At 62.9% G+C, this 13,838-nt stretch carries 10 protein-coding genes; 9 read left to right on the forward strand and 1 reads right to left on the reverse strand.

Features of this window, described 5'->3' with window-relative positions; translation table 11 throughout:
- Positions 1 to 89 precede the first annotated feature (89 nt).
- From DKY63_RS00005 to DKY63_RS00015, 3 genes are read left to right on the forward strand one after another with little or no spacing between them, the layout of a single operon-like run.
- Entirely contained in the window at positions 90 to 608 is a 519-nt protein-coding gene (locus DKY63_RS00005) for a 2,4'-dihydroxyacetophenone dioxygenase family protein (RefSeq protein ID WP_110962192.1), read from the forward strand.
- 58 nt (positions 609 to 666) lie between these two features.
- Positions 667 to 1,689 (forward strand): NAD-dependent epimerase/dehydratase family protein, encoded by a 1,023-nt coding sequence (locus DKY63_RS00010; protein ID WP_204354281.1) that lies wholly within the window; start codon positions 667 to 669, stop codon positions 1,687 to 1,689.
- 51 nt (positions 1,690 to 1,740) lie between these two features.
- Positions 1,741 to 2,820 (forward strand): zinc-binding dehydrogenase, encoded by a 1,080-nt coding sequence (locus DKY63_RS00015; RefSeq protein WP_110962193.1) that lies wholly within the window; start codon positions 1,741 to 1,743, stop codon positions 2,818 to 2,820.
- Positions 2,821 to 2,834: 14 nt separating this feature from the next.
- On the opposite strand, the gene DKY63_RS00020 is transcribed toward DKY63_RS00015, so the two are convergent.
- Positions 2,835 to 3,875 carry an AraC family transcriptional regulator gene (locus DKY63_RS00020; RefSeq protein WP_110962194.1) on the reverse strand — a complete coding sequence of 347 codons (1,041 nt, stop codon included), beginning with the start codon at positions 3,873 to 3,875 and terminating at the stop codon, positions 2,835 to 2,837.
- A gap of 229 nt (positions 3,876 to 4,104) precedes the next feature.
- Between DKY63_RS00020 and DKY63_RS00025 the strand changes: the two genes are divergently transcribed.
- From DKY63_RS00025 to DKY63_RS00050, 6 genes are all read left to right on the forward strand, one after another.
- Complete coding sequence (locus DKY63_RS00025) at positions 4,105 to 5,979, forward strand: DUF1302 domain-containing protein (RefSeq protein WP_110967807.1); 1,875 nt, start codon at positions 4,105 to 4,107, stop codon at positions 5,977 to 5,979.
- A 23-nt stretch (positions 5,980 to 6,002) separates the two neighbouring features.
- Positions 6,003 to 7,358 (forward strand): DUF1329 domain-containing protein, encoded by a 1,356-nt coding sequence (locus tag DKY63_RS00030; protein WP_110962195.1) that lies wholly within the window; start codon positions 6,003 to 6,005, stop codon positions 7,356 to 7,358.
- Positions 7,359 to 7,430: 72 nt separating this feature from the next.
- Positions 7,431 to 8,387 carry a WD40/YVTN/BNR-like repeat-containing protein gene (locus tag DKY63_RS00035; RefSeq protein ID WP_110962196.1) on the forward strand — a complete coding sequence of 319 codons (957 nt, stop codon included), beginning with the start codon at positions 7,431 to 7,433 and terminating at the stop codon, positions 8,385 to 8,387.
- A gap of 6 nt (positions 8,388 to 8,393) precedes the next feature.
- A complete protein-coding gene (locus DKY63_RS00040) occupies positions 8,394 to 10,787 on the forward strand; it encodes an efflux RND transporter permease subunit (protein WP_110962197.1) in 2,394 nt (797 codons plus the stop codon).
- A gap of 152 nt (positions 10,788 to 10,939) precedes the next feature.
- Positions 10,940 to 12,403: a DUF1254 domain-containing protein gene (locus DKY63_RS00045; RefSeq protein ID WP_204354282.1), complete on the forward strand. Its 1,464-nt coding sequence runs from the start codon at positions 10,940 to 10,942 to the stop codon at positions 12,401 to 12,403.
- 42 nt (positions 12,404 to 12,445) lie between these two features.
- Positions 12,446 to 13,738 carry a DUF1254 domain-containing protein gene (locus DKY63_RS00050; RefSeq protein ID WP_110962199.1) on the forward strand — a complete coding sequence of 431 codons (1,293 nt, stop codon included), beginning with the start codon at positions 12,446 to 12,448 and terminating at the stop codon, positions 13,736 to 13,738.
- Positions 13,739 to 13,838 lie beyond the last annotated feature (100 nt).

Below are 13,838 nucleotides of genomic sequence, written 5' to 3' on the forward strand. Positions count from 1 at the left end.
AATGACAATTCTTCAGGCGGGCGCCACCTCAATATGGCGACAGGACGCAGCACTGGTCCCGACCATAGCCCGCATGAGGAAAATAAAAAATGCCGATGCCTACGCCGATCTTCGATCACAAAGAACTGCTGACACTCAACACCAACGAAATGCCGATCTATAAGGATGCGATGGCGCCTTATTTTCCCGGTGTAGACGTACAGCCTTTGTACCTTGACCCGAACCTGGGCATCTGGACGTTGCGGGTGATTTTCCAGCCGGGCGTGCGCCTGCCTTGCCACTACCACACCGGCCCCGTGCACCTGTTCACCATGTCCGGTCGCTGGCACTACGTGGAGTACCCGGATCAGCCGCAGACCGCGGGCAGCTACCTCTACGAGCCAGGTGGTTCGATTCATACCTTCATGGTGCCGGAAGACAACACCGAGCCTACCGACACTTTCATGGTGGTCTACGGCGCCAACATCAACTTCGACCAGGACGGCAACTTCGTTAACGTCATGGACGCCACCGACATCATGCAAATCATCGAGCGTCTGGTGAAGGAGCGCGGCCTGGAACCGGCCCGTTACATCCGCCCGGGCAACGCCGGCTACACCGTCGGTTGAGCACGCGTGACGGGCGCCGTGGCGTCCGTCCAATCCTTCCTTTTCCGGAGAGTGCTCGATGAGCCATTCCCTCATGCCGGTCGGCGCTCAGGGGCAGACGCCCGATGTGCCGCGCTCGGTATTCATCACAGGTGCCAGCGGATTCATTGGCCAGGCCCTGGCGCGTCGGTATCGCGCGTTGGGGGCCGAGGTGCGTGGCATGGATCTGCGTGCCGACCCGGCCAATAACGTCGTTGCCGGTGACCTGACCCGTCCGCAGCAGTGGGCACAGCACGCCCAGGGTTGCGAGTTGTTCATCAACACGGCGGCGGTGGTTTCGCTGGCCGCGCCGTGGAAGCAGTACCGCGAAGTGTCGGTGCGCGGTGTGCGGCATTGCCTGGACGTGGCCATCGCCGGCGGCGCCCGGCGTTTTGTGCAGTTTTCTTCCATCGCCGCATTGGGCTGGGAGTACGCCGAGCAGGCGGACGAGCGCAGTGACGTGGTGATCGGCGATCACTATCGCTACGGCGTAGCCAAGGGCGCCAGCGAGCACGTGGTGCTGGCGGCCCATGCCGCGGGCGAGATCGATTGCACCATCGTTCGTCCCGGCGATGTCTATGGTCCCGGCTCGCGCGCCTGGCTCAGCGAGCCGTTGAAGATGGCCAAGGCCGGGGCACTGATCCTGCCCAATGCCGGCAAGGGTCGCTGGACGCCGGTGTACATCGAAGACCTGCTCGATGGCGTGATGCTGGCGGCCGGCTTGCCCCAGGCGAGCGGGCAGATCTTCCACATCAGTGCCAGCGAGTCGGTCAGTTGCCGCGAGTTCTTCAGCAACCACTGGCGCTGGGCCGGGCGCACTGGTGCGCCGCGCAGCTTGCCGCTGGGGCTGGCGGTGCTGCTGACGCGGGGGATCTGGAGCATCAATCGCCTGCTCAAGCGTGCCGATGAGGTGACGCCCGACGCCATGTACATGTTCTCGCGCACCGGGGGCATTTCCATCGACAAGGCCCGGCGCCTGCTGGGTTACGCGCCCAAGGTCAGCCTCGATGAAGGCCTGCGCCGTTCCGAAGCCTGGCTGCGCGAAGTCGGCCAACTGAGCTGAGCCCTGCACGCCGCCGGCTGCCGGCGGCTCAACCTGATACGGAGAAATGCCATGAAAGCGGTTGTCATGCGTGACAAGCAATTGCGGGTAGATTCGATCGCCTCGCCGGAGCCGGGGCAGGGCGAGGTGCTGGTCAAGACACTGGCCTGCGGGATCTGCGGCTCGGACCTGCACATGTTCCATCACTGCGAGCATGTGCTGGCCAACTTCAAGCGCGGCCACATCCCGATTGCCTTCGACGACAAGCAGGACGTGGTGTTCGGCCACGAATACTGCGCCGAGATCCTCGACCATGGGCCGGGCAGCGATAAGAAACTCAAGGTCGGTACGCGGGTGTGTTCACTGCCGTTCGTGATCACCCCGCAACACTTCCACCACATCGGTTTTTCCAACCGTTATCCCGGTGGTTACGGCGAGCAGATGGTGCTGGCCGAGCAGATGTTGATGCCGGTGCCGGGGGATCTGCCGGCGGACATCGCGGCGCTGACCGAACCCCTGACCGTGGCGGCCCACGCGGTGAACCGCGCTCGCCTGGATGGCAGCGAAGTGCCGGTGGTGATTGGTTGCGGGCCGATTGGCCTGGCGGTGATTGCGATACTGAAATCCCGTGGCATCGGCCCGGTGGTGGCCTCGGACTTTTCCCCCGGACGCCGTGCACTGGCGGAAAAAATGGGCGCGGACGTGGTGGTCAATCCCGCCGAGCAGTCGCCGTACCAGTCCTGGTTGCAGGTGGCGGCGCCCGAGGGTTACGACATCAACGGCCCGATGGCGCTGCTTGGGCTGGGCCCGCAACCCAAGCCTTGCGTGGTGTTCGAGTGCGTGGGCGTTCCGGGGCTGATCCAGCAGGTGATGCAGCATGCCGCGCCGCGCTCGCGCCTGATCGTGGTGGGGGTGTGCATGGAGAGTGACCGGATCGAGCCGCTGATCGGTATCAGCAAGGAAATGAACGTGCACTTCTCGTTCGGCTATACCGGCGAAGAGTTTGCGCACACGCTGCATGCCCTGGCTGACGGCAAGCTGGATGGCGCACCGATGATCACGGGCAAGGTGTCACTGGATGAAGTGGCCGGTGCCTTCGATAGCCTGGCCCAGCCGGATCAGCACGCGAAGATCATCATCACTTACCCCTGATGTTGCCCCCCGCATCAAAGTCCTGAGCGCCGGCCAACACTCTGTTGGTCGGCGCGCAGTTGTGTGCGTCGTGCGCGCGGTGTCACCCCGTACCAGCGCTTGCAGGCGCGGTTGAACGAGCTTTGCTCGGCATAACCGAGCAGGCCGGCGATCTGCGCCATGGGCATCGTCGCTTCGCTCAGGTACAGCTCGGCCAGTTCCTGGCGCACCTCTTCGACCATGTCCTCGAACACCCGATCGCTTTCCGCCAGGCGTCGCTGCAATGAGCGTTCACGCATGCCCAGTCGTTCGGCAATCAACGGCAGGGCGCAGCGTTGGGTCGGCAGCAGGCGGCGGATCGAGTCTTCGACCTGGCTGCCAATGTCCAGCGGGTTGCCGGCACCGATGCTGCTGATGTAATCCATCATCGTTTCGTGCAACTGATGGTTGTGCTGATCGATGGGCTTGCCCAGGCAATCGGGCATCAGCACCAGTGCGGTGTGGGCCTGGCCGAAATAGGTCCGGGCACCAAAAAAACGCTGATAGCGACTTTGCGGCAGGCTGGATTCGGTTCGCGACAGCACCGAGTGTGGGCGGAACCCCGGTCCGTAGAGCATCTGCAACGTCTTGAACATCACCCCCAAAGACAGCTCGATGATCTGCCGTTGGCGCGGTGCCGGACGCAGGCGGCACTCGTAAATCAGATAGGGGTGCACCGGGTCGATGTCGGTGTCCAGGTGCACCAGCACGCCGGGGCTGTAGATGTGCAGGAAGCGAATGATCTCGCCCAGCGCCTCACCGAAATTGCGCGCGCTTTGCGCCACCACCGCCAACGGCCCGAGGATCATGATGCTTTGCCGCTCGGCCAGGCGCAGGCCGAAGTCGATGCATTGCAACTGTTCGGCGCTCAACTCCAGCAGGTTGATCAGGGCGCGGTACGGCAGGACCGCCGAACCGTTGTCGAGCAGCTTCGGGTCGATGTTCATCTGGCCCAGCAGATCGTCCGGGTCGCCACCCAGGTCCCTTACGAGTTGCGGGTAGCCGGTCAGGGAAGTGGTTTTTATCAGCTCGGTCACGGTGGTGGCTTCCGGTTTCCAGTGTCGGGTTTCAGGGGCGAGGACATCCTCTGTGTTTTTGCTTCGCGCTAACAGCCCTCAACCACTGAATGGCATCAAATGACAAAAATCTGACATGAACGGACAAATGGTTCCGGGTGACCGCTAGGCATGCTTGTTCAAACAAACAAGAACGCTCACCCAAGGGCCGAACCCGGCTCGCACGGTAAGGGCGATGGCGGAGATCTGCATGCACAACAAGAATAAAAGTGTCCGTACGTTCATCAAACCGCTCGCCGTGGCCATTGCCTGCATCACGGCAGGGTCGGTCCAGGCGATGCCGTTCCAGATGGAAAACGGCTGGGAAGGGGAGTGGAACACCACGCTGTCGGTGGGTTCGCAATGGCGAGCCGAGAGCCAGGACAAGGGGCTTTACAGCGCTGCCAACGGCGCGTTGCTGGGCAAGTCCGGTGGCACCGGTGGTTCGGTGGATGCCGGCAACCTCAACTACGACAAGGGTGACCGCGTCTCGACCATCGCCAAGTTCGTCACCGATCTGTCGCTGCGCAACGGCGACATGGGCGGCCTGGTTCGGGTCAAGGGCTGGTACGACGAAGCGCTGAAGGACGAAGACGTCAATTTCGGCAGCGCCTCCAACGGCTATCGCAAGAAGCCGCTCAACGACGACGGTTATGCCGACCTGCAGAAATTCAGCGGTGTCTACCTGCTCGATGCCTACGCCTTCAACACCTGGTACCTCGATGAAACCCCGGTGCAGGTGCGCCTGGGTCGCCAGGTGGTCAACTGGGGCGAGAGTGCCTACATCCAGGGTATCAACCAGATCAACCCGCTGGACGTGCCGGCCCTGCGCCGCCCCGGCACCGAGTTGAAGGAAGCCTTGATCCCGGTGTGGATGGGCTACGTCAACATCGGCCTGCCGGCCGGGATTTCCATGGAGGCGTTCTACCAGCTCAAGTACGAAGCCACTGCCATCGAGGGTTGCGGCCACTACTGGTCGGTGACCGAGAGTGCGGTCGGCCAGGACTTCGGCGATTGCCAGTTGGGCACCTTCCTCGGCGGCACCAATCCGTCGTCGCCGGCCAAGATTGCCGCCGGCGCCTACTTGCCGGAAGTCAAAGGCCAGGACCCGCACAACAGCGGACAGTGGGGCGTGGCGTTCCGCTTCCCGCTTGAGGCGCTCGATGGCGAGCTGGGCCTGTACTACCTCAACTATCACTCGCGCACCCCGTACCTGGGCATGCGCAGCACCGATTCGGCGGCGCTGTCGGAGTTCCCCAACGCCGGTACGCCGGGGGCGGTGGCGCGCAACGCCCAGGGCCAGTTCGTTGGGCCGAGCTGGGAATACCCGGAAAACATCCGCCTGTACGGCCTGAGCTTCAGCACCACCCTGGGCGGCTGGTCGATTGGTTCGGAACTCAGCTATTCGCCTAACCAGCCGGCACAGATCAACGGTGCCGACTTGCTCAACGGCGCGCTGGCGGGCGTCGGCCCGGCGGCTGACCTGCTGCAGTCGGTGAAAGTGCAGAGCTCGGCGTTTACCGCGGGCTGGGATCGCTATGAGAAAACCCAGTTCCAGGTCAACGGCGTCAATGTGTTCCCCAATGTGCTCAAGGCCGAGAACCTGACGGTAGTGGCCGAGGTGGGCTTCCAGTGGAACAACATCGGCCAGAGTGACGATGACCGCCGTTACGGTCGCGGCTTCATCTACGGCCTGGGCTCGTCACCGACGATTCCGGCGGGTGGCGACACCTGTACCAGTCCGGTGGCCAGCCTGCGCAACAGCAGCCCGGCAGGCTGCAAGAACCAGGGCTATGTCACCGACTTCGCCTGGGGTTATCGCCTGCGCGGCCAGCTCGATTACAACAACTTCCTCGGCACCAGCATCACCGCATCGCCCTATGCCTTCCTCGGCCAGGACGTGGACGGTGTGTCGATGGACGGCCAGTTCAACGAGGGCCGCGTGACTTCGGCCATCGGCATCACCTTTGATTACAACAAGCAGCACAAGCTCGACTTCAGCTACGTGAGTTTCGACAACAGCGCCGAATACGACCCGCTGCACGACCGCGATTTCTACGCCGCCAATTACAGCTACAGCTTCTGACATAACAATAAGAGGTAAGTCCGATGAACAAGATTGTTCGTGCCGCGCGCCTGAGCGGCATGGCGTCTGCCTTGCTGCTCGCCCTGAGCAGCCAGGCCCACGCCCAGATCACCGCCGACCAGGCCGCCCGCCTGGGCAAGGACCTGACGCCGCTGGGCGGCGAAATGGCCGGCAACGCCGATGGCTCCATCCCGGCGTACACCGGAGGCCTGGCCCAGCCGCCGGCCGGCTGGAGCCCGGAGCAGGGTTATGTCGACCCGTTCGCCAGCGAGAAACCGCTGTTCACCATCACCGCCGCCAACCTTGCCCAGTACAAGGACAAGATCACCCCGGGCATGCAGGCGCTATTGGCCAAGTACCCGAGCTTCTCGATGCCGGTCTATCCGACCCATCGTACCGCCATGGTTCCGGCGGCGATTGCCGACAAGGTCAAGCAGGAAGCGGTGCACGCTGAACTCAATGGTTTCGGCGTGAGCAACCTGAACGGTTCGACCACGCCGTTCCCGATTCCGAAGAACGGCCTGGAAGCGATCTGGAACCACAACGTGCGCTACCTCGGCGGTGGCCTGCAGCGCACCTATGCGTCGTTCCCGGTTCGCGGCGGCGGTGACTACTACGCCTTGCGCATCGAAGAAAACCGCGTGTTCGATTCCAACATGGACAAGCAGTCGGACAACCGCCTGCTCAACTACTCGGCACGTTTCATTTCCCCGGCCACCCTGGCCGGCACCGTGCAACTGGTGCAGGAACCGATCGACCAGGTCAAGGAAGTGCGTTCGGCGTGGATCTACAACGTCGGCCAGCGCCGCGTGCGTCGCGCACCGGACCTGGCCTACGACAACGTCAACGATGGCACCGAAGGCCTGCGGGTGACCGACGACTTCGACGGCTACAACGGCGCGCCGGATCGCTTCGACTGGAAGCTGATCGGCAAGCGCGAGATGTACGTGCCGTACAACGACTACAAGCTCGGTTCCAAGCAGGCCAAGTACAAGGACATCCTCACCGCCAACACTCCGAACCCGGATTTCATGCGCTATGAGCTGCACCGTGTCTGGGTGGTGGAAGGGACCCTGCGCCCGGACGCGAAGCACGTCTATGGCAAGCGCGTGATGTACCTCGACGAGGACTCCTGGACCGTGCTGGCCAGCGACGCCTACGACACCCGCGGCACCCTGTGGCGCATCGGTGTGCACCCGCTGGTGCAGTTCTACGACGCGCAAGTGCCGTGGTATCGCGCCAACATCTGGCATGACCTGAGCAACGGTGGCTACTACCTGGCCGGTCTGGCCAACGAGGAAGCGCAGCCGTGGAAGTTCGGGATCAAGGGGCGTTTCGTCGACTTCCAGCCGGACGCACTGCGACGCATGGGCAAGTGATCGGCTGACCTGTTCGTTCAACACGCGACGAACTGCCGCCCGGCAGTTCGTCCGCACACCGGAATCCTTGCTATGTCGTTACGCCACCTGAATTTACTGTCGGGCGTTGGCCTGGGCCTGCTCGCCAGCGCCGTGCACGCCGAAGCGCCGAGGCTCGACTACCAGATCAGCCCGGATCACGTGTTCCTGCTGAACATCGCCGACAACGGCCAGCACCTGGTCGCCGTGGGCGAGCGCGGCGTGGTGCTGATCGCCGACGAAAAGGCCCGGGCCTGGAGCACTGTGCGCACTCCGACCACCCGCACCCTGTCCGGCGTGGTTTTCGCCGATGCGCAGGTCGGTGTGGCCGTCGGCCATGGCGGCACGCTGTTGCGCACCGAGGACGGCGGGCAACACTGGGCGGCGGTCGAGACCGACGCCAACGGCGATTCGTTGCTGGGGGTCGTGTTGCTGGGTGACGGGCACATGGCGGCCTGGGGCGCGTTCGGCCTGTACCTGTTGTCGAAGGACAACGGTGCGACCTGGGAGCGCATCCCGTTGCTGGACGGCGATTTCGACCGGCACATTTCCCAGATCATCCGCCTGGCCAACGGCGACAGCCTGCTGGTGGGCGAGAGCGGCACCCTGGCCAAATCCAGCGATCACGGCGAGACCTGGCAGGCTTTGAACAGCCCTTACGCCGGCAGCCTGTTCGGTGCCTTGCAGATCAGCAACGGCGATCTGCTGATCTACGGCATGCGCGGCAACCTGTGGCTGTCCAGCGATGGCGGGCAAACCTGGACCCAGCGCGACAGCGCCACCACCTTCGCCTTCAACGGCGCCATCGAGCTGAAAACCGGGCGCATCCTGGTGTTTGGCAACAGCGGTCTGCTGCTGGCCAGCGACGATCAGGGGCGCAGCTTCAAGCCATTGCCTTCCACCCATAAAAGCCTGGCCAAGGCCCTGCAACTGGACGACGGACAACTGCTCACGGTCGGCGACCGGGGCGTCGCGTCGCTCGATGCAAACCTGACCGAGCGAAAGGAATAAGCGTCCATGAGCATTCAGGAAAAATACGTAAAGGATGCCGATGAGCTGGCGCGCCAGGACTTTGCCGGCGGCCTTGTGGGCCGGGTGTCCTACTGGATCTTTCACCAGCGCAAACCCTTGTTGGCGCTGTTCATCCTGATCACCCTGGGGCTGGGCTACAGCGCGACCAATCTCAAGGTCGAGGCCGGCTTCTTCAAGATGATCCCGCTGCACCACGAGTACATGAAGACCTTCCTCGAGTACCAGAAGGACTTCGGCGGCGCCAACAAAGTGTTGGTGGCGGTGAAGAACAACAACGGGGAAATTTTCACCCCCGAGGCCATGGCGGCGTTGCGCAAGGTCTCGGATGAGGTGTTCTTCATCAACGGCGTCGAGCGCAGTTCCGTGACTTCGCTGTTCACCTCCAACGTGCGCTACACCGAAGTGGTCGAAGACGGTTTCACTGGCGGCAACCTGGTGGACTCCAGCTACTCCGGCACGCCCCAGCAGATTGCCCAGGTGCGTGAGCGCACGCTGAAGTCCGACTGGGTCGGCCGTATCGTTTCCAACGACCTGTCCTCGGCCATGGTCGTGGCCAACCTGCAGGAAACCGACCCGATTACCGGCCAGCGCCTGGACCTGCAAGAAGTGGCGAAAAAGCTGGAGCAGATTCGCCAGGACAACCAGGGCAACGGCATCAGCATTCACATCATCGGCTTCGCCAAGTCCATCGGCGACATCGCCGAGGGCGCCAGCGACGTGCTGGTATTTTTCATCATCGCCTTCGTCATCAGCGCACTGCTGTTGTACTGGTACTGCGGCTCGCTGATGTTGACCGGTTGGGCGCTGATCTGCGCAATGGTGCCGGTGGTGTGGCTGCTGGGCCTGCTGCCGCTGGTGAAGCTGACCCTTGATCCGATGTCGATCCTGGTGCCGTTTTTGATCTTCTCCATCGGTGTTTCCCACGCGGTGCAGATGACCAACGCCTGGAAACTCGAAACCCTCAATGGCGCCGATGGCGTCACCGCTTCGCGCAACTGCTTCCAGAAACTGTTCGTGCCCGGCGCCGTGGCGCTGCTGGCCAACGCATTGGGCTTCATGGTGATCGCGCTGGTGGACATTGAGATGGTCCGCGAACTGGCGATCACCGCGACCCTCGGTGTGTCGGTGATGATCGTCACCAACAAGATGCTGCTGCCGATCCTGCTGTCGTTCATGCGCCTTTCCGCCGCCGATGCGCAAAAGCTGCGCGGCAAGGAAACCCTGGGCGCCGGGCTGTGGGAACGGCTTGGCGTGTTGGCGACCCGTCGCGGGGCGGCCTGGGCGCTGTTGTGCGCCGGGTTGCTGACGGGCTGGGGTTTGTACGAAGCGCGCAACCTGCACGTGGGCGACATCGGTGCCGGTGTGCCGGAGCTGCGTGCGGACTCGCGTTACAACCAGGACGTGGCCGTCATCACCCGTGACTTCGCCATTGGCGTCGATCTGCTGCAGGTGATCGTCAAGGCCCAGGGCGACGAGACGCCTTGCGTCAAGCGCGAAGTGCTCGACCCGATCAGCGAACTGGAGCTGTACCTGCGCCAGGATCCGGGCGTGTCGTCGGTGCGCAGTCTGGCCGGCTTCGTCGGCAACATCACCCAGGCCTACGCCGAAACCGATCTGAAGTGGCGGGTCCTGCCCGAACCCACGGCGCAGATCGCCCAGGGCGTCGGCTTCGCCACCCGGGTCGGCACCGAGTACATGAACAGCGCCTGCAATGCGATCCCGGTGTCCATCTACACCAAGGACCACCAGGCCGAGACCATCAGTGAGCTGATGAACAAGATCAAAGCCTTCAAGGCCGCCTACGACAACGACCAGGTCAGCTTCCAGCTGGCGTCGGGCAACGTCGGCGTGATGGCGGCGACCAACGAGGTGGTGCATGCCGGCGACAAGCTGGTCAACGGTGCGCTGTTTGCTTCGGTGTCGTTGCTGTGCCTGTGGATGTTCCGCAGTGTGCGCATCACCCTCTGCGTGATCATCCCGTTGGCGCTGGTGACGGTGCTGTGCAACGCGCTGATGGCGTTGCTGGGCATCGGCGTCAAGGTCAACACCTTGCCGGTGGTGGCGCTGGGTGTGGGTGTCGGCGTGGACTACGGGATCTACCTGTTCGAGCGCATCAAGCACGAGATGCATGAAAGCGGCTTGAACTTGCGCGAAGCCTTTGTCGAAGCGCTCAAGCAGCGCGGCACGGCCTCGGTGTTCACGGCGGTCACCATGACCCTGTCGATTGCCACCTGGGCGTACTCCAACCTCAAGTTCCAGGCCGACATGGGCATCTTGCTGGCGTTCATGTTCCTGGTGAACATGCTCGGCGCCATCCTGCTGTTGCCGGCGCTGGCCGCGTGGTTGCTGCCGGCCGAAAAAGGGGCAAAGGCGCTGTAGCGGTTGCGGTTTACCGAGCCGTCGTTGCACGGCGGTTCGGCCATCAAGGGAAGGTCATCGACACTTGTCGGACTCATTGCCGATGCACCCGGCTCTCCGGTTTGAGCCGGGTTTTTTTCCCTGACCCGAATACTTCAAGGAGCTTGAATCGAATGAGAAATCTCTTTAGCTGCTCGTTGCTTGCCCTGGCCATGAGCGCGGCTCTGGCGGGCACCGTTCAGGCCGCGGAATACTCGGCGGGCAAGCCTGCCTCCGAAGTGCCGGGCGTACCGGCCGGCAGCGTGATCACGCCGTCCAGTGCCGCGATCATTGCGCAAGACGCCTACCTGTGGGGCTGGCCGATCGTCAACGCGTTCAACCGCCGTGCGTCCTTCTCCAAGGCACCGGAGCCCGGACTGATGGGCGGCTTTCTGCCGGCGGCTCCGCCCGGTTACATCAGCATGCTCACCGACTACATCTCGCCCGAGCAGCGTTGGGTCGCGCACCCCAATCAGGATGTGGTCTACGGCTTTGGCTACGGCGCGACCGACGACGATCCGATGGTGTTGCAGGTGCCCGACTTCGGCGATCGCTTCTGGGTCTATGCGCTCTACGATGCGCGCAGCGAAGAGTTCTCCCAACTGGGCAAACAGTACGGCACCCGGCCGGGTAACTACTTGGTCGTGGGGCCGAACTGGAAGGGCACCGTGCCAGAAGGCATCACGGCGGTGATCAAGTCACCGACCGAGCTGGTGGCCGTCGGCCCGCGCACCTTCATGGATGACAGCGCCGAAGACCGCAAGGCGGTTCAGCCGATCCTCAATCAGGTGGTGGTCTATCCGCTGAGCAAATACACCGGCAAGACCGTGACCAAGGACTGGAAGGCGACCCCGCACTTTCCACAACCGCAGAAAACCGCCGCCGAGGCGCTCTGGGTGATCCCCGAGAAATTCTTCGACCAGTTGCCGGAAGTCCTCGCCAAGGTGCCGCCGCTGGCGGGAGAAGAAAGCCGCTACGCCATGATGAAAGCGCTGCTGGACGCCGCGGCGAAGGATCCGGCGATCAAGGAGGCCATCGTCAAGGCGGCGGTCGAGACCGAAGACAAGGCGGTGACGCCGCTGTTCTCGTTTCGCACCAATGGCTCGCGCCTGGCCAATGGCTGGAACTCGCCGACCAACGTTGCCCGCTGGGGCAACGACTACCTCACCCGTACCGCGACCGCCAAGTCGAACATGTACACCAACCAGCCCGAGGAAACCCGTTACTTCTTCCTCGAAGTGGATGAGCAGGGCGAGCGCCTCAATGGCGAGCATCGCTACACCGTGACCTTCCCCAAAGGCCAGACGCCACCGGCCGAGGGTTTCTGGTCGCTGACCCTGTACGACCCGCAGCACTTCTTCGCGCCGAACGCGCTGAACCGTTATTCCCTCGGCACCAAGAACAGCAAAAACATGAAGTACGGCGCCGATGGCTCGCTGACGCTCTACGTGCAGCACGACTCACCGGGCAAGGACAAGGAAGCCAACTGGCTGCCGGCGCCCAACAGTGATTTCGAAGTGACCATTCGCACCTACTGGCCAAAACCCGAAGTGCTGAGCGGCCAGTGGACGCCACCGGCGGCGGTGCGCGTCAACTGATCAATGCCCCGTGGGCTTACTCCACGTCGACAAGGAACACTCATGAAGAAGGTTTTATTCGCTGCATCGTTGCTGTCCGTCGCCTGCTCGGCCTTTGCCGAGATTCCGGACAAGCTGGCTCAGGATGCCTACGTCTATGCGTATTCCATGGACAAGGCCTACCAGTTTTTCTACGACACCGCCGTCAAGACCGACACGCCGCTCAACCGCTTCCAGAACATCCGCCATTTGGCCGATGACACCTACACCGATCACCCGACGATCAACAACGACACTTTGCACCTGCAAGGCTGGCTGGACCTGGCTGCGGAACCGGTGATCGTCAGCGTGCCGGACATGGACAAGGGCCGCTACTGGATCCTGCACACCATGGACATGGGGCACTACACCACGTCGATGATCGGCTCGCGGACCCGGCACAACAAAGGCGGCCATTTCATGTTCGCCGCCCGGACCTGGCAGGGCACGGTGCCTGACAGCGTCGACGAAGTAATTCGGGTCGATTCCAATCTGGTCAAGCTGATGGGCCGGATCATGGCCACCGGCCCGGCCGATGAGAAAAAAGCGCTCACCTACATGGACGACTGGAACGTTCGCACGTTGTCCGCCTACCTGGGCCAGCCTGGCCCCAAGGCCAAGGTGCGCAGCTATCCGGACCCGGCGAACAGCAACTGGCTGCAGCGGGTGAACTTCGTGTTGTGTGACGGCGACATGGGCACGGCCGACAAGAAATGGCTCGATCAATACCAGGCGATCGGTCTTGCGCCGTGCAAGGAAGACTTCACCCAGGAGCAGTTGGCAGCGGCCGAGAAGGGCGAAAAGCTCGGCTTGCAGCACATCAAGGACCTGGCGCCGAGCATGAAGAATGCCGGCAAGTTGTTGGGCACCCGCGAGCAGTTGGGTGATGGCGAGCGCGACCTGTTCGCCGAGGGGACCAACATCGGCCAATGGGGCCTGCCGCCGGATGAAACCGTCTACCTGCAAGCGGTGAAGGGCTCGGACGGCCAGGCCATCAACGGTTCGAACGGCAAGCGCTACCGCCTGCACTTCAAGGCGCCGCAGGTCAGCGAGTTCTGGTCGTTCACGGTCTACGGCAGCGACAACCGGCTGATGGCCCACAATGACCTCAACCGTCACAGCCGTGGCGATCGCACGCTCAAACCGGGCAAGGATGGCCTGTACACCATCGAACTCGGCGCCACGGGCGAGGCGAGCAACCCGAACTTCCTGCCGATTCCCGAGAAGGACACCTACATCGTTCTGCGCATGTATGGCCCGAGCAAGGACGTGCAGGCAGGGAAGTACTCGTTTCCCGCCGTTGAAGTCGTGAAGTAACGGCAGGGCCCGATAAACCGCGCCGCTACACAATCGCCGATTTGGCACTATGCTTTTTTTTCTATCAAGAGGTGTCTAGCCCAACGGACTGCGGACGATG

The sequence above is a fragment of the Pseudomonas putida genome (genome assembly GCF_003228315.1).
GTDB classification, from domain to species: Bacteria; Pseudomonadota; Gammaproteobacteria; order Pseudomonadales; family Pseudomonadaceae; genus Aquipseudomonas; species Aquipseudomonas putida_S.